This window comes from Bacteroides sp. OF03-11BH (assembly GCF_003604005.1).
In the GTDB taxonomy this organism is placed as follows: Bacteria; Bacteroidota; Bacteroidia; order Bacteroidales; family Bacteroidaceae; genus Bacteroides; species Bacteroides ovatus.
Genome location: NZ_QTMW01000047.1, coordinates 14,993 through 34,557, shown reverse-complemented (window position 1 = coordinate 34,557; position 19,565 = coordinate 14,993). Strand labels below are relative to the sequence as shown.

Here is a 19,565-nt window from a genome sequence, read left to right as displayed (position 1 = left end):
CATTCATAGGAAGAAGAGGATTAAAGCGTCAACAAATACTTCTTGAAGTCCGCAAAGTCTTTTGTCATTTGAAGGCTTTTTTTCTCGCCTTTCATAAATTCCTGCAATTTGGCAGGGATTTCTACCGCTTCTCCAATAATGCTTTCCACTGTTTCGAGGAACTTGGCAGGATGAGCCGTTTCAAGGAATACACCTGTTTCTCCCTCTTTCAAGCCTTCTACCAACGCACGATATCCACAAGCACCATGAGGATCAAGGAGATAATGATGTTCTTTCCAGGTTTCCTTCACCGTTTCGCGGATTTGCTCATCGGTATAAGTTGTTCCTGAAATCTCGGCAGAGATATCAGCATGTGAACCACTATATAAATCGAGTACGCGGGCAAAGTTACTCGGATCGCCTACGTCCATAGCATTAGCAATCGTTGCGATAGACGGACGGGGATTATATTTACCTGTCTGCAGATATTGATAGAAAATATCGTTGCGGTTATTAGCAGCAATGAAACGCTTCACGGGTAAACCCATCTTCTTGCCAAACAATCCGGCGGTGATATTTCCGAAGTTTCCACTAGGTACACAGATTACAGCATTATCAGCTTTTCCGGCACGTTTCAATTGTGCATAAGCATAGAAATAATAGAATGCCTGCGGCAAGAAACGGGCTACATTGATGGAGTTGGCAGAAGTCAACGAAAGGTGTTCATTCAATTCTTTATCCATGAAAGCAGATTTCACCAATGCCTGACAATCATCAAATGTTCCGTCCACTTCAAGCGCAGTAATATTCTGTCCGAGCGTAGTGAATTGCTTCTCCTGTATTTCGCTCACTTTTCCTTTCGGATAAAGCACATACACATGAATACCTTCCACACCCAGAAAGCCGTTGGCAACAGCACTTCCCGTATCACCGGAAGTAGCTACCAATACATTGACATTCTTTTGTCCTTCTTTTTTAATGAAGTATCCCAAAAGACGCGCCATGAAACGACCGCCTACATCTTTAAATGCTAACGTCGGTCCGTGGAAAAGTTCAAGTGAATAGATGTTATCTGCCACCTTAACCAAAGGTACATCGAAACTTAATGTATCATATACAATCTGTTTCAGCGTATCGGCAGGAATATCCTCACCGAAGAAAGCATCGGCTACGCGATAAGCAATTTCCTGAAAGGATAAACTATCAATCGTATCGTAAAAGTCCTGTGGAAGAGGTTTGATAGACATAGGCATAAACAGCCCTTTGTCGGCAGCAAGCCCTTTTACCACCGCTTCTTGCAGTGAGGCAACAGGTGCTTGTTTATTCGTACTATAATATTTCATAATCTGTGGTGACTTATTTCATGAATTCTTTTATAAACTCGTCTTCTTTCAGAAGTCCGTAACTACCGTTGCAAGCGGCTATTTCATCATACGTCTGCACTTCGTCCGGCTCGATACCCGGATACCAGATAAGAAACGGAATGGGATCAGATGTATGAGTACGAAGCTCACAGGGAGTAGGATGATCGGGCAATACAGCAATGGCTACCGGTTCGTCCCAATCTTTCACTGCTTCATAAATAGGACCTACGGCACGTTTATCAAGATTCTCGATAGTGAGAAGTTTCAAGTCGATGTCTCCTTCGTGTCCGGCCTCATCACTGGCTTCGATATGCAGATAAACAAAATCATCCGTCTTCAATGCTTCCAAGGCAGCGGTCACTTTGTTTTCATAGTTCGTATTATAAAGTCCGGTCGCTCCCTCTACTGCGATGCGACGTAAATCAGCATAATAACCGATTCCGTTTATCAGATCGACAGCCGAGATGACTACTCCTTTCTTTACCTGTGGGAAAGTCTCGGAGAAAGTAGGCATCTGCGGACGGTAACCGGGGCTCCAGGGCCAAATACTGTTCGCAGGATCTTTACCTTCTGCCATACGTTTCAGATTCAATGGATGATCTTTCAGCAGTTCCTGTGATTTCAGAATCAGGTCGTTAATCAGATCTGCCGTTTCTTGTGCTTCCGGAACCAATGGTTTCACCATCAATGGACGGAAAGGTTTCAAAGGTACATCATGCGGAGGTGTACAATCCAGTTCTTTATTACCTCCCTTGATAACCAATAGATGGCGGTACTGAACTCCTGTATGAAAGCGTACGCGGTCATTGCCCAGTTTTTCTTGCAAATATTGAATCAATACATCTGCTTCTTCCGTAGATATATGTCCGGAGGAGTGATTCTTCAGAATATCTCCTTCCACACAAATCAAATTACAGCGCATTGCCATCTCACCCGGTTTCAGATCCACACCAATACTGGCAGCTTCCAGCGGTCCGCGACCTTCATATACCTTTGGCAAATTATATCCCAACACGGACATATTGGCAACTTCACTACCCGGATGGAAACCTTCCGCCACAGTAATCAGGCGGCCGTTACGTCCCATGCGAGCTAGCTTATCCATATAAGGCGTCTTTGCATATTGCAGGAGCGTCTTGTCCCCTAATGACTTCACTGGCCAATCGGCCATTCCGTCTCCCAATATGATAATATGTTTCATAAGGCGTTTAAACATTTGCGATGCTCATGATGTCGGCAAATACTCCGGCAGCCGTTACGCCGGCACCGGCACCGTATCCTTGAATCATCATCGGATATTCTTTATAGCGTTCCGTAGTGAGCAGGATAATATTGTTGCTGCCTTCCAAGCCGTAGAACGGATGGTTGGCTCCTACTTCCTGCAGGCCGACGGAGGCTTTTCCATTCTCCAGTTTGGCGACGAAACGCCAGTGCTTGTTTTCTTTTTCCAATACCTGGCGACGGGCTTCAAAGTCTGCGTCGAGACTTGGAACACGTTTCCAGAAATCTTCCAGAGAACCTTCGAAGAAGTCATTCGGAACAAAGAGGTTCTTTTCAACATCTTCCTGTTCCAGACGGTATCCGGCTTCACGTGCCAGAATCACCAGTTTACGGATCACATCTTTTCCACTCAAGTCAATACGTGGGTCCGGTTCAGAGTAGCGTTCTTCCTGTGCCATTTTGATGGTACGGCTGAAAGGAATATCGGCGCTGATTTTATTAAATATATAGTTCAGTGTACCGGAAAGCACCGCTTCAATCTTCAGAATCTTGTCACCGCTATGAATCAGGTCATTAATTGTATTGATGATCGGAAGACCTGCACCTACGTTTGTTTCGAACAGATACTTCACACCCCGTTGGCGGGCAATCGTTTTCAGTTCACGATAGTTTTCATAAGCGGAAGAAGCCGCAATCTTATTGGCTGCTACCACAGAGATATTGTGTTGCAGGAAATCTTTGTAAAGCGATGCGATGTCAGCGCTGGCCGTACAGTCTACAAATACAGAATTAAAGATATTCATTCCGATAATCTCGTCGCGGATGGTTTGCAAGCTGCTGTCCTTACCCTTTTCCAACAGTTCTTCACGGAAGTTGGCGAGGTCGAAACCTTCACGGCTGAACATTGCCTTGGCTGCATCAATGATGCCTACTACATGGAGTTTCAGTCCGTTTTCCATCATCAGCTTTTGTTGCTGGCAACGAATCTGTTCTACCAGACTACCCCCTACCGTACCGACACCACAGATAAAGAGGTTCAATACCTGATATTCGGAGAGGAAGAAAGAGTCGTGGATTACGTTCAATGATTTACGCAAGGATTTGGAATCGACCACAAAAGAGATATTAGTTTCCGAAGCTCCCTGTGCACAAGCGATAACGTTGATACCATTACGTCCCAGTGTACCGAAAAGTTTACCTGCGATACCCGGTGTATGTTTCATATTCTCACCTACAATAGCCACTGTTGCCAGATTTCTTTCCGCCAAAATCGGAGAAATCTCCCCCATCTCTATTTCTTTCGCAAATTCTTCGTTCAGCACTTCACAAGCCAGGTCGGCATCGGCATTACGCACACCGATAGAAGTACTGTTTTCCGATGAAGCCTGTGAGACGAGGAACACGCTGATTCCATTCTTTGCCAATGCTTTAAAAATGCGGTAGTTTACACCGATCACACCTACCATACCAAGACCCTGAACAGTAATCAGACTTGTGTCGTTGATGGAGGAAATCCCCTTGATAGCCTTGCTCTGCGGGTTGGAAACTTCTTGTTTGATAACCGTTCCCACTCCATCCGGGTTGAATGTATTCTTTATTATAATAGGAATATTCTTGTGACATACGGGATAGATAGTCGGCGGATAAACCACCTTTGCGCCGAAGTTACAAAGTTCGGTCGCTTCTACGTAACTCAATTCCGTAATCGTATAAGCAGTCGAAATGACACGCGGATCAGCCGTCATAAATCCGTCTACGTCCGTCCAGATTTCCAGACTTGTCGCATCTAGCGCCGCAGCAACAATGGCAGCCGTATAGTCCGAGCCACCGCGTCCGAGGTTTGTTACATCCCCTGTCGTTTTATCCGAAGAGATGAATCCCGGCACCAGCGCTACTTTAGGAATAGACTGGAAAGCCTCTTTCACCAGTTTATTAGTCAATTCGGTATCCAGCGTGTGCTTGCTATGCTTTCTTTCCGTCTTGATAAAAGTGCGCGAATCGAACCATTTTGCTCCCTCAATCAGTGCAGTGACGATGATCGATGAAAGGCGTTCACCATAGCTGACGATTGTATCCGAAGTCTTCGGGGAAAGGTCTTTAATCAGGTAAATTCCCTGAAAGATATCCTTCAATTCGTTCAGTAGTTCGCCAATCTGACGTTGCAACGATACTTGCTTTTCTCCGGCAGGAATCACCTCCTTAATCATCTCCACATGACGGTAAACGATTTCGCGGAACTCACCCTCATAGGCTGAATCTCCCACTGCCGCCATCTTCGATGTATTTATCAATTTGTCAGTGATGCCTCCCAATGCGGAAACAACTACAATTACCGGCTCATTTGCCGACTCTACAATTCTCTTTACGCTTAAAATGCTGTTCACGGAACCTACGGATGTTCCGCCGAATTTCATTACTTTCATGAAGATACTTATTTAAATGCAATGTCCTGCAGTTTGCTTTTTACAGAACGATTGGTTGTTTACGAATAAAATTGAATTTGAATTTTGCCTGCTTATACAAGCGTGAATCACGTAGATACACAAAAACTATCCATTAACCCCTAAGGGTCATGGTACACATGGATGTGACTGTATGTGGATAGTACTTCATCATAGTCCTTGTTTCTACTCTTGTTTTTGATAAGTGTCGCAAAAGTAATAATAAAAACGTTCAATCTATCACTTTTTTCGGTTTTTTTCTGATAAAAAGAATCTTTCGCCTGCGCTTTATCCGGTCATCCGCCTTCACTTTTATGACATTTTGTTACTTATTTATCAAATCTATTATTATATTTGCGAAAACAATCGCACAAAATCAGCTTATGAGCCCATTAAATACTTCCGTATTGTTAATATACACCGGTGGAACAATTGGTATGATTGAGAATGCCGCGACAGGTGCTCTGGAGAACTTTAACTTCGAGCAACTGCAAAAGTATATCCCCGAACTGCAAAAGTTCAATTTTCCAATTGACACCTATCAGTTTGATCCTCCGATGGATTCGTCGGACATGGAACCGGATATGTGGCGGAAGCTGGTACGCATTATTCATGACAACTACAATCGTTACCACGGCTTCGTCATCCTGCACGGAACGGACACGATGGCTTATACCGCTTCCGCCCTAAGTTTTATGCTGGAAGGACTGGACAAACCCGTCATTCTCACAGGCTCACAGCTTCCCATCGGCGTACTCCGCACGGACGGAAAGGAAAATCTGATGACCAGTATCGAGATTGCCATTGCACAAAACAAGGAAGGAAGGACACTGGTGCCCGAAGTATGCATCTTCTTTGAAAATCACCTGATGCGGGGAAACCGTACGACAAAGATGAATGCAGAAAACTTCAATGCATTCCGTTCTTTCAATTATCCGGTATTGGCGGAAGCGGGAATCCATATTAAATATAATAATGTACAAATTCACGGAAATGGTGAAGAACGGGAATTGAAACCGCACTATTTGCTGGATACCAATGTAGTGGTACTGAAGCTCTTTCCGGGCATCCAGGAAAATGTAATTGCCACCATTCTGGGGATTGAAGGTTTAAAGGCGGTTGTGCTCGAAACATACGGTTCGGGGAATGCTCCCCGAAAGGAATGGTTTATACGCCGGCTCTGTCAGGCCAGTGAACGTGGAATTGTGATTGTCAACGTAACACAATGCAGCGCAGGAATGGTAGAAATGGAACGTTACGAAACGGGATACCAGTTATTGCAGGCAGGCGTTGTCTCCGGATATGACAGTACAACGGAATCGGCAGTCACTAAATTAATGTTCTTACTGGGACATGGATATACCCCGGATGAGGTACGCGACCGGATGAACCGTTCGATAGCGGGAGAGATAACTCTGTAGGCTTCATCTATTTCTATTAGGCAGGGATAACTTATTTCTAATAAATTATCCCTATTTTTGTACCCTACAAGAAGAAAGGAATTTCGATGGCAAAAGAGAAAACCGTATATGTATGCAGTAATTGCGGACAGGATTCACCCAAATGGGTGGGTAAATGTCCGTCGTGTGGAGAATGGAATACGTATGTTGAAGAAATCGTACGGAAAGAACCCACTAACCGCCGTCCGGTGTCGGGCATTGAAACACAAAAGCCCAAGCCACTGGCACTTAGCGATATAGAGGCAGACGACGAGCCACGTATCAATATGCACGATGATGAACTGAATCGTGTATTGGGAGGCGGACTTGTACAGGGTTCTCTTGTCCTGATAGGCGGCGAACCGGGAATCGGTAAATCGACGCTCGTCATGCAGACCGTACTGCACATGCCGGAAAAGAAGATTCTTTATGTATCCGGTGAAGAGAGTGCACGACAGCTGAAACTTCGTGCTGACCGTCTCTCTGACACTTCCAGCGATTGCCTCATCGTTTGCGAGACTTCACTCGAACAGATTTATGTGCATATCAAGAATACGAATCCCGATTTAGTGATTATCGACTCTATACAGACTATTTCCACCGAAAGTATCGAATCGTCTCCCGGAAGTATAGCGCAAGTCAGAGAGTGTTCGGCGTCTATTCTTCGTTTTGCGAAAGAAACGCATACGCCTGTATTGCTGATCGGACATATTAATAAGGAAGGAAGTATTGCAGGACCTAAAGTGCTGGAACATATCGTAGATACTGTTCTTCAATTTGAGGGCGACCAACATTATATGTATCGTATTCTACGCAGTATCAAGAATCGTTTCGGTAGTACGGCAGAATTAGGTATTTATGAAATGCGTCAGGATGGGTTGCGCCAAGTGAGTAATCCTTCCGAACTTTTGCTAAGTCAGGATCATGAAGGGATGAGCGGGGTAGCCATTGCCTCCGCCATTGAGGGGATTCGCCCGTTTTTGATTGAGACACAGGCTTTGGTAAGCTCTGCAGTCTACGGAAATCCGCAACGTTCGGCAACCGGTTTCGATTTGAGAAGAATGAATATGCTGCTAGCTGTTCTCGAAAAGCGGGTGGGATTTAAGTTGGCACAGAAAGATGTGTTCCTGAATATTGCCGGAGGATTGAAAGTGAATGATCCGGCTATCGATCTGCCGGTTATCAGTGCAATCCTTTCTTCCAATATGGATGCAGCCATTGAGCCGGAAGTTTGCATGGCGGGAGAAATCGGATTGTCGGGAGAGATACGTCCTGTGAATCGAATTGAACAGCGTATCGGTGAAGCTGAAAAGTTAGGTTTCAAACGTTTCTTGCTACCTAAATATAACTTGCAAGGGATCGATACCCAAAAACTGAAGATAGAATTAGTACCGGTGAGAAAAGTAGAAGAGGCGTTCAGGGCTTTATTCGGATAAGACACTGATGCATAAATAGCCCGTTTTTCTAATTGGATAATCGAAAACAATATCAATAATAACTAAATGACACAAGAATACCAACTCCGTATACTTCCCGAAATCGCAGCAAACGAACAGAAATTAAAGGAATATCTTTCTAAAGAAAAAGGTCTGAATTTACGTGACATCACCGCTACCCGAATCTTGAAACGGAGTATTGATGCACGCCAGCGGACTATCTTCGTCAATCTGAAGGTAAGGGCATACATCAAGGAAATGCCGCAAGAAGATGAGTACGAACGTACTATATATAATAATGTAGAAGGAAAACCGCAAGTGATTGTCGTTGGCGCAGGTCCCGGCGGATTATTCGCTGCATTACGCCTTGTTGAACTTGGATTACGCCCTATCGTCATCGAACGTGGAAAAGACGTGCGCGAACGTAAAAAAGACCTGGCACAAATCAGCAGGGAACACACTGTTGATCCAGAATCGAATTACAGTTTCGGAGAAGGAGGTGCAGGAGCTTACTCGGATGGGAAACTCTATACCCGGAGCAAGAAGAGAGGAAATGTAGATAAGATTCTGAACGTATTTTGCCAGCATGGAGCTTCAACTTCGATATTGGTGGATGCGCATCCGCATATCGGAACAGACAAATTGCCACGTGTCATTGAAAATATGCGGAACACCATTATCGAATGTGGCGGAGAAGTACATTTCCAGACACGAATGGATGCATTGATTATTGAGAACGATGAAGTCAAAGGTATCGAAACAAATACAGGAAAGACCTTTCTCGGACCTGTGATACTGGCAACCGGACATTCTGCAAGAGATGTATATCGTTGGCTGGCTGCCAATAATGTGACGATTGAAGCGAAAGGAATCGCTGTCGGGGTACGTCTCGAACATCCGGCAATGTTGATCGATCAAATACAATACCATAATAAGAATGGACGGGGCAAATACCTGCCCGCTGCAGAATACAGCTTTGTAACACAGGCAGAAGGCAGAGGAGTATATAGTTTCTGTATGTGTCCCGGCGGCTTTATCGTTCCTGCTGCCAGCGGACCGGAACAAGTGGTAGTAAACGGCATGTCTCCTGCCAACCGTGGGTCACGGTGGAGTAATTCGGGAATGGTAGTGGAAATTCAACCGGAGGATTTGGGAAATGAAAAATTAAAAATGAGGAATGAAGAATTGGCTGCCCAACAAGATGAACAGCTGATGGCACTGAATCCAAATTTGAAAAGTTCACAACTTTCAGAGATTAATTCACAGTTACTATCTGTTCTTCACTTTCAAGAGGAATTGGAACGTCAATGCTGGTTGCAGGGAGGCAGACGACAGACCGCTCCGGCGCAACGCATGCTGGATTTTACCCGCAAGAAATTGAGTTACGATCTGCCCGAGTCATCCTATAGTCCGGGATTGATTTCGTCTCCACTTCATTTCTGGATGCCATCATTTATTAGCAAAAGGTTATCTCTTGGTTTCCAACAATTCGGACGCAGCAGTCACGGATTCCTGACTAATGAGGCAGTAATGATTGGTGTGGAAACACGAACTTCTTCTCCCGTTCGTATCATACGCGATAAGGATACTCTGCAACATGTCACCGTTCGTGGATTATTTCCTTGCGGAGAAGGGGCAGGCTATGCCGGAGGAATTGTGTCTGCCGGAGTGGACGGCGAACGATGTGCAGAAGCAGTAGCCAACTATTTCAATCATTAATTAAACTTACACTAAAATGAATTATCAACCCGAAATAGCAATTGTAGAAGCCAATACATTGACCTGTCTCGGTCTGAAAGGAATCCTGGAGGAAATGATTCCTATGGCAACCATACGGACTTTTCATCACTTCAGCGAACTGATGGACGATACTCCCGATATGTATGCCCACTATTTCATTTCCGCACAGATTTACGTGGAGCACAATGCTTTCTTTCTCCCCCGGAAACGAAAAACGATTGTATTGGCAAGCGACAGTCCGCAATTCCAACTGTCCGGCGTACCTGTACTCAACATTCACGAATCCGAAGAAGAGCTGGTGAAAAACATATTGAAACTTCACCAACATGCTCACCATGACGGTTATCCGGTAAAAGATATGCCACCCATGCCTCCGATGCAGCCTCATCAGGAAATTCTATCCGCCCGTGAAATAGAAGTGCTCGTACTGATAACCAAAGGATTAATCAACAAAGAAATAGCAGATAAACTGAATATCAGCCTGACTACCGTTATCACTCACCGAAAAAATATCACGGAGAAATTAGGCATTAAGTCCGTCTCCGGGCTGACTATTTATGCTGTAATGAACGGATATATCGAAGCTGACCGAATCTGACCTCTTAAAAAATAAGTCATAATCCTAATAAATGAGGATTGACTGTCATCTATATTTGCCGTTACTTTGCACCAGATAAATTAACAGCAGATGAAGACAAAGAATATTATGATTGCCCTCACGCTCCTGACGACAGGGACAGCATGGGCTGAAGATTTCCCCAAAGACTCACTAAAAATAGTAGACATCGAAGAGGTGGTAGTGATTGCTACTCCAAAAGAGAACCGTAAATTACGTGATCTGCCGGTAGCCGCCACCGTTTTATCGCAAGACAATATGCGCGCCAATCAGGTAAATTCCGTGAAGAACCTGACAGGTATTGTTCCCAATCTGTTTATCCCTGACTATGGTTCCAAACTGACTACTTCGATTTATATCCGTGGAATCGGTTCACGCATCAATACTCCGTCCGTAGGACTTTATGTAGACAATATCCCTTATATCGACAAATCCGCTTTCGACTTCAACTATGCTGATATCGAACGTATTGATATTCTTCGCGGACCACAAGGTACTCTCTACGGGCGTAACACGATGGGAGGGCTTATCAAGGTACATACTAAATCTCCTTTCACTTATCAAGGCACCGATATTCGCATGGGAGCAGCAACTTACAATAATTATAACGTTTCACTCACCCATTATCACCGTACATCCGACCGCTTTGCTTTTTCTACCGGAGGTTTCTACGAGCATACAGGCGGCTTCTTTGAGAATTCTGCACGAAATAACGAAAAGGTCGACAAAAGCAACGCCGGAGGCGGACGTTTTCGTGGAATTTACCTACCGACATCTAATCTGAAAATAGATATGGCACTTAGCTATGAATATAGCGATCAAGGTGGGTATCCGTATTATTATACCGGTATTACTCCCAGTGCCATAGCCAAAGCTCAAAAAGACGGTAAAGAAATGACAGAAGACCGGGCAGACTACATCGGTAAGATTTCATATAACGATCGTAGTAGTTACCGCCGTGGATTGCTCAACTCTGGTGTTAACATCGAATACCAAGCCTGTAACTTTATATTAAGTGCCGTGACAGGTTATCAGAACCTGAATGACCGTATGTTCCTCGATCAGGACTTCACAGAGAGGGATATTTTCAACATCGAACAAAAGCAGAGAGCGAACACCATTTCCGAAGAAATTGTCTTGAAAGCCAAACCTGGAAAAAGATGGCAGTGGGCTACGGGTGCTTTCGGATTCTATCAATGGCTACATACTACAGGTCCTGTTCTGTTCAAAGAAGAAGGAGTGAAGTCAGTCATTGAAAACAACGCCAATTCCGCTTTTGAAGAAGTCTCTGCCAAACCCGGAGCTCCCACCATGGGAATGACCGTGCACAACCCGACATTAAGCGTAGGAGGAACCTTCGATACCCCAACCCTTAGCGGTGCACTTTATCATCAGTCCACTTTCAACAATCTGTTCATCGAAGGGTTGTCCGTTACAGCCGGACTCCGACTCGATTACGAGAAAATCAGTATGAAGTATAATTCTCTTAGCACTCCTATCAACTTTGGTTTCGACTTCCACATGGCAATGGGGCCCACGCAAATAAATCTGTCCGATCAGAATATGAAAGCTCCGGCCTCTTTCGTAGGTAAGCTCTCGGCTGATTACGTACAACTTCTACCCAAATTTGCTATTCAATATGAATGGAAGAATCAAAATAATGTTTATGCCACCGTTACCCGGGGATATCGTTCGGGAGGATATAACATCCAGATGTTCTCTGATTTATCACAAACTGAATTGAAAAATTCGATGATGAATGCCATCAAAGAAAGTCCGACAATAGGGCAAGATGCCACATGGGGGGCAACCATTATAAAAATGATGGACCAAATGGTACCAGCAAAAGAGATTGACGTAAAAACTTCTACTACTTACAAGCCCGAATATTCGTGGAACTACGAAGTAGGTAGCCACCTTACTTTATGGGAAGGCAGACTTTGGGCCGACGTCGCAGCATTCTACATGGATACCCGCGACCAACAACTCTCCCAATTTGCAGAAAGTGGTTTGGGACGTATCACGATTAATGCAGGAAAAAGTCGCAGCTATGGTGCAGAAGCAGCTCTTCGTGCCAGTGTGACTAAAGAACTTAGCCTGAATGCCAGTTATGGATATACGTATGCCACCTTTACTGATTATATAATCACCGAAGAGAAAAAAGATGGCACTCCCATAATTACGGATTACAATGGCAAATATGTTCCCTTTGTTCCCAAGCATACATTAAATATCGGTGGAGAATATGCCATCACCTGCAGCCCACGTTCTATCTTCGACCGGGTTGTATTCCAAGCGAACTATAACGCTGCCGGACGTATCTACTGGACTGAACAAAACGACGTCAGCCAATCCTTCTACGGCACACTCAACTGGAGAACGAATCTGGAAATCGGTGATGCAATGATTAGTTTCTGGGCACGCAACTTCCTGAATAAAGACTATGCCGCCTTCTATTTCGAAACAATGAACAAAGGTTTCATGCAGAAAGGACGCCCAATGCAATTTGGGGTAGATCTTCGCTGCCGCTTCTAATCATTTTTACTCATAAGGATATTATTTAGTCTTTTTATTGTCAGCTAAAGATTTCATCCATATAGAATAATGATTTTCAACGTATTAACAGCTGACAATAAGTGCTGACAATAACCCAAAACAGGCTGACAATAAAAGATTCGGACTTTTATTGTCAGCCTGTCTCTTTGTAGATTAACAGCATAGAATACGGGATAGAAGAACGTATGTCCCTATGAAGTTTGCATTATAAAGCCGTTATACTTGATTTACCCAATCGGTATTGTTCTGTCAGAGCTACGCTATCCTTAACTCTCCACGGCCGTGGTAGCATCTCTTCACGGCCATGGGAGGATCTCGTCACAACTGTGGGAAGAAGTTACCACGGCCGTGGGAAGGTAAAGATAGCGGTACCCTCACACAACTATACCGGCACCTTACCGGAACTTTATCAATGCTTCGGCATTAGTTTACCTACTGCTTGCTATCAGTTTGCTTATACCTAAGACTGCTTCGTTCATAATCCAACGTGCCTGACCTATACTTCAGTACGATCAGATTCCTCCACCCCACCATGCAAACGCTTCATCTGATAAGCAATACGCTCCGTCCCATTCTTTACATAAATGATGCCGCAACGTTGAAAGCCATACTTCGTCAGTATATGTTGCATGACCTTATTATCCCGGTGAGTATCTACCCGGACATTAGGCCAACGTTCGAAACACCAGTCCAGACAAGCTTCCGACACCCCTTTCTGCTTTCCGTTCGTTGCCAACCGGTGAATCACTCCATAAGGTTCGTCATTGAGCCATGCACCTTTATAAATTTGTTGATAAGTAGGATCTTCTCCCAAGATGAAACAAAAAGTTCCCAAGATTTCTCCTTGTTCACCGGTACAGACAAAGCTATGACCGTCTTCAATCTCCTGGCAGATCAATGCTTCCGACGGATAACCGTCAATCCACTGGGTAGTATTCCCGGTTGCACGCATAAAGGCACGGGCATAGTCATAAATCTCCATCACTAAAGGGAGATCTTTTATTTCGGTAGGTCTGATTTCCATCATTTGAAAAGTTATTCAGAAATAAAACAGATAATAAAATCACTCGTTAATCGCTCCACAATGGGGGCATATACCTTTCTCTTTTAGTTTCTCCCCGCAATGTCCGCAACGATACTTATACCCAATGTTTCGATAGACCTTCTTCGCAAAAACCAAAATAAAAAAGGCCAGGAATAGATAACCGATATAGATATGTGTCATCAGGATAAAGAAGAAATAACAGAAAATACAGCAGGACATCAGTCCCAGCAGATAAAAGATAGCCGCAGCAGGAGTCAATTGTCGGAACAAATCATCCAACACCGCCAAAGCAACTATCAGAAACAACCAGATACTCAACAGGAAAACAGAGAGAATGAAAGGTACTTTGAACGGCGACAAAGTTGGATTGAAATAAAAATGTTCCCACGTTTCCGGTACAAAGACCTGCATTGATTCGTAAATCGTTGCACTGAAAGCCATCAATAAACAAAGAAACAGGGGATAAACACTGTCAATATCATTAAAATAAACCATCTGCAACTGCTTCCGACGGAAAGCGCGAAACAAATAAGCTCCAACAAATAAAGCAAAAATAACCACAAAATAAGAGGCATGTGTATCGCTGAAAAGATGAATAGCCTGCGAAATACTATCAGTCGGTACAAATGACTTCTTGAGTTCTTTCTCACGTATCCAACCCTGTTCATCTTGTGTATGTGCCAGTTTCACCCAAATGCTGTCTACACTATCGGCAGGATGAACCGCAAACTCTGCAACCACTACCCTATCCCCCCTATTCAACTGAATAAAAGTATCTTTTATTGGGAGGCATTCCAAAGAGATGGAATCATCGACTACTTCCAAGTTTGTATTCCATGTATAATGGCGTTCATACAGGTAAGTCAGCGAATCTTTTGTTTTCTTCGACAGCTCCTCCGAATCCAGAGCAGGCGTTTTATAATAACAAGACGAAAGCAGAAACAGACACAATAGCAAGCCCATGACAGACTTCACCATAGAGAATGCAGAGAACACAAAGTTACTATAAGACACGGATGACATAGAAGACACAGAGAACATGGAGAATAATTTTCCATCTCTCTTCCACAAACCGTTCAAACGACCGATACCGGAAGAATGAGTTGAAACGTTGTCTCCTCTACGTCCTCTGTGACGAATGATTCCGTGATTAATTATCCTCATTGTGCCGCCTTTACTTTCATTTGACAATTCTTACAATCAAATTCCAGACGAAAACGTTTGCCGTCATTCGACACCAAATAATAGGGCTCTTTATAAGGCGAACGTACCCGTTGATGGATAGGACACCAGCCCATACTATAGCGCAAACAATGTTTGCAGAACATCAGTACCGCATCTTCCACTGCTTCTTTTTCGTATGCTGCCGCTACCTGTTGTACCCCATGTTCTTGATAGAAAGAAGCTGCACGGGTATTCATTACATTCCCCAGATATGTTAATGTAGTTTGTGGGAAAGCATGACTCGTTGACTTCCATACTGCCAATTCCTGACGATAATTGATTCGACGGGCAGTTATCAATTGGTCGATTGCCTGTCTGCGGAAATCGGCTAACGCTGAAGCTGGCAAAAACCAATTTCCGGTAAAGGATATTTCTATTTCTTTTGCTTCAAAAGGTGTATTCCCCAGTTTGGACAGTTGCGTTTTCAGATTGTCCGTCTGTGGAGTGCGGGCAAGTTCTTTCTCACGAGGGAGGGTGATTGTGACGCTATTATCATCTTCATCAGTCAATGTCAGGGAGAAACCAAAATTATTGTCGGCAAGCAAGATTTTCACTGCGATCTTTCTTTCGGCAGATTTGCGGGAAAGGATTCGCTCAAATTCCTGGTCGAAATTACGATACAGTGTAGTGCGGGGTTTGATACGGGGCATTTCCTGCGGATAGAGTTTGTTGCTGTCCACCCGGTTGATACGGAAACCCTGCAAATGTCCCTGTTCGTCGATATAGCAAACACCGTCTCCATTGTTAAAGGATTTAAGTCCGGCAACTGTCAGATAGTTGCCCCGGGCCTCCTTCATGGTTCCCATCTCTTCGCCCAGCGATTTAGGAGTGTCGAAAGAGAATATCTCTTTATCACGTCCATTCAGGAAATAATGCGTGAATCCACGACTGAAACTCTTATCAAGTTGTGGTTTAAATTCGAAACTACACGTACCCGAAGAAGCACGTACATATTCCGGACGACGGGCAAAGATCGCATCCAGTTTCTGGCGATAAGCGGCTGTCACATTCTTCACATAAGATACGTCTTTCAGTCGTCCCTCTATTTTAAATGAAGAAGCTCCGGCATCCAGTAGTTGCTCCAGTTCGTCACTTTGATTCATATCTTTCAGGGAAAGCAGATGTTTGTCTTTGACAATCACTTTCCCGTCCGCATCTACCAGACTAAAAGGCAGACGGCAGAATTGTGCACACTCTCCACGATTGGCACTACGACCGAAACAGGCTTGACTAACATAGCATTGCCCGCTATAGCTGACACAAAGAGCACCATGTACAAATACTTCCAAAGATACTTCCGGACAGCTTTCATGAATCTTCTTTATTTCACGCAACGATAACTCCCGCGCCAACACCACTTGACGGAAACCTGCTTCCCAAAGGAATTTCACTTTTTCCGGCGTACGATTGTCCATCTGCGTACTGGCATGAAGTGGTATCGGAGGAAGATTCAGTTTCGTGATTCCCATATCCTGTACAATCAGTGCATCGACACCGATCCGATAAAGTGCATGAATCATCTCCTCCGTCTCTTTCAACTCTTCTTCTTTCAGAATCGTATTGACCGTGACATAAATACGTGCATTATACAAATGAGCATGCTGCACCAATGCTTCAATATCTTCCAATGAGTTCACAGCTGCCGCACGGGCACCGAATTTCGGAGCACCGATATATACAGCATCTGCACCATGGTTGATAGCTTCAATACCACATTCCAGGTTTTTCGCCGGAGCGAGAAGTTCTATTTTACGCTGCTTTATCATTTAATATCATTGATGTTGTAAGGTGTTTCCTGATAAACAAAGTAGTTCAACCAGTTGGAGAACAACAAATTGGCATGAGCACGCCAACGTACCAACGGACCTTTTTCAGGATCATCGTCTATATAATAATTGCGGGGAATCTCTATTGGCAGGCCTTTATCCAAGTCACGGCGGTATTCCGTATCCAGTGTCAGCGGAGAATATTCAGAGTGCCCCGTGACAAAGAACTCACGTCCGCCCCGTGCCATCGCCATATAGACACCGGCCTCTTTCGATTCGGAAAGCAACGTCAGTTCCGGAACTTTCAAAATATCTTCCCTGCGCACTTCCGTATGACGGCTATGCGGCACATAGAAACAATCGTCAAAACCACGGAAGATGGAATGGAAAGGTTCCAGTACACGATGCTCAAAGATGCCGAACATTTTCTCTTCCAACGGATATTTAGGAATTCCATAATGATGATACAATCCGGCCTGCGCTGCCCAACATATATATAAGGTAGAAGTGACATGCGTACGTGCCCAATCAAAGATTTCCGTAATCTCATCCCAATAGGTCACTTCTTCGAAGTCCATCTGTTCTACAGGAGCTCCGGTGATAATCATACCATCATACTTCTCATGACGCATCTGATCGAAATCCGTATAGAACGTTTTCATGTGTTCTATCGGTGTATTCTTCGACGTGTGGCTCTTAATCTTCATAAACGAAATCTCCACCTGAAGAGGTGTATTCGAAAGTAAGCGCACCAAGTCTGTTTCCGTTGTAATCTTCAACGGCATCAGGTTCAGAATCACAATCCGTAGCGGACGAATATCTTGCTGCGTAGCGCGGGAAGTGTCGATCACAAAAATATTTTCTTCCTTCAAAAGCTCTATCGCAGGTAGTTTATCGGGTAAATTTAAAGGCATAATCGCTATATATTAGTAATTTGAGTGCAAAAATACGAAAAATATAGCAGATTATAGGGAGGTTGCTTATTTAGAAGACGTACAAATTAAGTCAATTTAATCATCGAAGCATAACAACTAATCAATAAAAGCCTTATTTTTGCCGAAGAAATTAGTACTAATAATTTAAATCTTAGAAAAATGGCTTACGTAATTAGTGACGATTGTATTGCTTGCGGAACTTGCATTGACGAGTGTCCGGTAGAAGCTATCTCTGAAGGTGATATCTATTCTATCAACCCAGATGTATGTACTGACTGTGGTACTTGCGCAGACGTTTGTCCGTCTGAAGCAATTCACCCGGCTGAATAATACAAGCTACAAAAAATGTACAGGCTGCTTTCTACGGAAGGCAGCCTTTTTTATTTCTTGTCTTCACCACAGATTACACAGATGGACACAGGTTATTTATATTCAACTAAATAAAAATTCCCTCACTGCAACATATTACAGCAAGGGAATCACAATTTAAACATATATTGAACAATAAAAAATCTTTTAATCTGTGTTCATCCGTGTAATCTGTGGTGAACTCTTATTTCAATTTAGCTAATGCTTCCTTGATACGACGGATAGCCTCTACGATATTTTCATCGCTTGTAGCATAACTCATGCGGATACATTCAGGAGCACCAAAAGAGGCACCACCTACACAAGCCACATGAGCTTCTTCAAGTAAGTACATTGCCAAATCATCCGAATCTGCAATCTTACGTTCGCCGTTGCTCTTTCCAAAGAAAGTATCGCATTTCGGGAACAAGTAGAAAGCACCTTGCGGAACGTTTACTTCAAATCCCGGAACTTCTTTAGCCAACTTCACAATCAGGTCACGACGACGTTCGAATGCTTTCTGCATCTCTTTTACCGGTTCTTGTGTTCCTGTATATGCAGCTTCAGCAGCTTTTTGAGAAACAGAGCAAGGACCTGAAGTGTACTGACCTTGCAACTTGTTGCAAGCTTTTACAATCCATTCCGGACCGGCAATAAAACCGATTCTCCATCCTGTCATAGCATACGCTTTGGATACACCGTTTACAATCACTGTACGTTCCTTCATTTCAGGGAATTGAGCGATACTTTGATGTGCGCCGATATAATTGATATGTTCGTAAATCTCGTCAGCGATTACGATTACCTGCGGATGTTTAGCCAATACAGCAGACAGTCCGGCCAATTCTTCTTTTGTATATACAGAACCTGTCGGGTTGGACGGGGAACAAAGAATCAACGCTTTCGTTTTCGGAGTAATAGCAGCTTCCAGCTGTTCCGGAGTAATCTTGAAATCTTGTTCGATACCTGCCGAAACGATAACAGGAGTACCTTCTGCCATTTTCACCATTTCCGGGTAGCTTACCCAGTAAGGAGCCGGAACGATTACTTCGTCACCCGGATTTACCAATACAAGAATCGTATTACAAACAGATTGTTTTGCACCATTTGCACACGAAATCTGGGCGGCTGTATATTCAAGACCGTTTTCTTTTTTCAGTTTCTCAACAATAGCATTGCGCAAAGCCGGATAGCCCGGTACCGGAGAGTAGCGGGAAAAGTTATCATCTACGGCTTTTTTCGCAGCTTCTTTGATGTGGTCAGGAGTATTAAAATCAGGTTCTCCTACACTTAAGTTAATAACATCAACGCCTTGTGCCTTGAGCTCGTTGCTCTTTTGAGACATGGCAAGCGTCGCCGACGGCGACAAGCTGTTCAAACGATCTGATAATTGATTCATTTTGTATCTATTTTATTGTTGTTGAGTGAAAATCGCTGCAAAATAAGCGATAATAT

The 19,565-nt window shown here is 43.8% G+C and carries 14 protein-coding genes; 6 read left to right on the top strand and 8 right to left on the bottom strand.

What is annotated here, in order from left to right; all coding sequences use genetic code 11:
- Positions 1 to 20: 20 nt before the first annotated feature.
- The 3 genes from thrC to thrA are packed head-to-tail and all read right to left on the bottom strand — an operon-like array spanning position 21 to position 4,987.
- Positions 21 to 1,322 (bottom strand): threonine synthase, encoded by a 1,302-nt coding sequence (thrC, locus tag DXA54_RS23125; RefSeq protein ID WP_004309069.1) that lies wholly within the window; start codon positions 1,320 to 1,322, stop codon positions 21 to 23.
- 13 nt (positions 1,323 to 1,335) lie between these two features.
- Positions 1,336 to 2,544: a cofactor-independent phosphoglycerate mutase gene (locus tag DXA54_RS23120; protein WP_004309068.1), complete on the bottom strand. Its 1,209-nt coding sequence runs from the start codon at positions 2,542 to 2,544 to the stop codon at positions 1,336 to 1,338.
- Between the two features lie 7 nt (positions 2,545 to 2,551).
- On the bottom strand, positions 2,552 to 4,987 hold the full coding sequence (thrA, locus tag DXA54_RS23115; protein WP_008649997.1) for a bifunctional aspartate kinase/homoserine dehydrogenase I: 2,436 nt from the start codon (positions 4,985 to 4,987) through the stop codon (positions 2,552 to 2,554).
- Positions 4,988 to 5,388: 401 nt separating this feature from the next.
- Between thrA and DXA54_RS23105 the strand changes: the two genes are divergently transcribed.
- From DXA54_RS23105 to DXA54_RS23085, 5 genes are all read left to right on the top strand, one after another.
- The gene (locus tag DXA54_RS23105; RefSeq protein WP_008777373.1) at positions 5,389 to 6,426 is read left to right on the top strand and encodes an asparaginase; all 1,038 of its coding nucleotides are present in this window, start codon (positions 5,389 to 5,391) and stop codon (positions 6,424 to 6,426) included.
- An 86-nt stretch (positions 6,427 to 6,512) separates the two neighbouring features.
- Positions 6,513 to 7,880 carry a DNA repair protein RadA gene (radA, locus tag DXA54_RS23100; RefSeq protein WP_008777372.1) on the top strand — a complete coding sequence of 456 codons (1,368 nt, stop codon included), beginning with the start codon at positions 6,513 to 6,515 and terminating at the stop codon, positions 7,878 to 7,880.
- A gap of 66 nt (positions 7,881 to 7,946) precedes the next feature.
- Positions 7,947 to 9,599, top strand: a complete 1,653-nt coding sequence (locus tag DXA54_RS23095; RefSeq protein WP_120080794.1) for an NAD(P)/FAD-dependent oxidoreductase — start codon at positions 7,947 to 7,949, stop codon at positions 9,597 to 9,599.
- Positions 9,600 to 9,615: 16 nt separating this feature from the next.
- The gene (locus DXA54_RS23090; protein ID WP_004306407.1) at positions 9,616 to 10,218 is read left to right on the top strand and encodes a response regulator transcription factor; all 603 of its coding nucleotides are present in this window, start codon (positions 9,616 to 9,618) and stop codon (positions 10,216 to 10,218) included.
- 90 nt (positions 10,219 to 10,308) lie between these two features.
- The gene (locus DXA54_RS23085) at positions 10,309 to 12,771 is read left to right on the top strand and encodes a TonB-dependent receptor (RefSeq protein WP_165863284.1); all 2,463 of its coding nucleotides are present in this window, start codon (positions 10,309 to 10,311) and stop codon (positions 12,769 to 12,771) included.
- 517 nt (positions 12,772 to 13,288) lie between these two features.
- Here the strand turns inward: DXA54_RS23085 and DXA54_RS23080 are convergent.
- From DXA54_RS23080 to metA, 4 genes are read right to left on the bottom strand one after another with little or no spacing between them, the layout of a single operon-like run.
- Positions 13,289 to 13,819: a GNAT family N-acetyltransferase gene (locus DXA54_RS23080; protein WP_120080792.1), complete on the bottom strand. Its 531-nt coding sequence runs from the start codon at positions 13,817 to 13,819 to the stop codon at positions 13,289 to 13,291.
- Between the two features lie 36 nt (positions 13,820 to 13,855).
- Positions 13,856 to 15,001 (bottom strand): zinc ribbon domain-containing protein, encoded by a 1,146-nt coding sequence (locus DXA54_RS23075; protein ID WP_195537720.1) that lies wholly within the window; start codon positions 14,999 to 15,001, stop codon positions 13,856 to 13,858.
- A complete protein-coding gene (locus DXA54_RS23070; protein WP_120080790.1) occupies positions 14,998 to 16,827 on the bottom strand; it encodes a peptidase U32 family protein in 1,830 nt (609 codons plus the stop codon). Before DXA54_RS23070 ends, DXA54_RS23075 begins: the two co-directional genes overlap by 4 nt.
- Positions 16,824 to 17,741: a homoserine O-succinyltransferase gene (metA, locus tag DXA54_RS23065; RefSeq protein WP_004299113.1), complete on the bottom strand. Its 918-nt coding sequence runs from the start codon at positions 17,739 to 17,741 to the stop codon at positions 16,824 to 16,826. Before metA ends, DXA54_RS23070 begins: the two co-directional genes overlap by 4 nt.
- Positions 17,742 to 17,921: 180 nt before the next feature.
- On the opposite strand from metA, the gene DXA54_RS23060 reads away from it, so the two are divergent.
- The gene (locus DXA54_RS23060; RefSeq protein WP_002559159.1) at positions 17,922 to 18,092 is read left to right on the top strand and encodes a DUF362 domain-containing protein; all 171 of its coding nucleotides are present in this window, start codon (positions 17,922 to 17,924) and stop codon (positions 18,090 to 18,092) included.
- Positions 18,093 to 18,315: 223 nt separating this feature from the next.
- Here DXA54_RS23060 and DXA54_RS23055 read toward each other — a convergent pair whose 3' ends face one another.
- A complete protein-coding gene (locus tag DXA54_RS23055) occupies positions 18,316 to 19,509 on the bottom strand; it encodes a pyridoxal phosphate-dependent aminotransferase (protein WP_120080788.1) in 1,194 nt (397 codons plus the stop codon).
- Positions 19,510 to 19,565: the final 56 nt, after the last annotated feature.

What these genes read in the sequence shown, in the direction of transcription:
- DXA54_RS23055 (WP_120080788.1), bottom strand. Translation starts at nt 19,509, where the DNA reads ATGAATCAATTATCAGATCGTTTGAACAGCTTGTCGCCGTCGGCGACG.
- DXA54_RS23075 (WP_195537720.1), bottom strand. Translation starts at nt 15,001, where the DNA reads ATGAGGATAATTAATCACGGAATCATTCGTCACAGAGGACGTAGAGGA.
- DXA54_RS23095 (WP_120080794.1), top strand. Translation starts at nt 7,947, where the DNA reads ATGACACAAGAATACCAACTCCGTATACTTCCCGAAATCGCAGCAAAC.
- radA (WP_008777372.1), top strand. Translation starts at nt 6,513, where the DNA reads ATGGCAAAAGAGAAAACCGTATATGTATGCAGTAATTGCGGACAGGAT.
- DXA54_RS23070 (WP_120080790.1), bottom strand. Translation starts at nt 16,827, where the DNA reads ATGATAAAGCAGCGTAAAATAGAACTTCTCGCTCCGGCGAAAAACCTG.
- DXA54_RS23080 (WP_120080792.1), bottom strand. Translation starts at nt 13,819, where the DNA reads ATGATGGAAATCAGACCTACCGAAATAAAAGATCTCCCTTTAGTGATG.
- thrC (WP_004309069.1), bottom strand. Translation starts at nt 1,322, where the DNA reads ATGAAATATTATAGTACGAATAAACAAGCACCTGTTGCCTCACTGCAA.
- metA (WP_004299113.1), bottom strand. Translation starts at nt 17,741, where the DNA reads ATGCCTTTAAATTTACCCGATAAACTACCTGCGATAGAGCTTTTGAAG.
- DXA54_RS23120 (WP_004309068.1), bottom strand. Translation starts at nt 2,544, where the DNA reads ATGAAACATATTATCATATTGGGAGACGGAATGGCCGATTGGCCAGTG.
- thrA (WP_008649997.1), bottom strand. Translation starts at nt 4,987, where the DNA reads ATGAAAGTAATGAAATTCGGCGGAACATCCGTAGGTTCCGTGAACAGC.
- DXA54_RS23090 (WP_004306407.1), top strand. Translation starts at nt 9,616, where the DNA reads ATGAATTATCAACCCGAAATAGCAATTGTAGAAGCCAATACATTGACC.
- DXA54_RS23060 (WP_002559159.1), top strand. Translation starts at nt 17,922, where the DNA reads ATGGCTTACGTAATTAGTGACGATTGTATTGCTTGCGGAACTTGCATT.
- DXA54_RS23085 (WP_165863284.1), top strand. Translation starts at nt 10,309, where the DNA reads ATGAAGACAAAGAATATTATGATTGCCCTCACGCTCCTGACGACAGGG.
- DXA54_RS23105 (WP_008777373.1), top strand. Translation starts at nt 5,389, where the DNA reads ATGAGCCCATTAAATACTTCCGTATTGTTAATATACACCGGTGGAACA.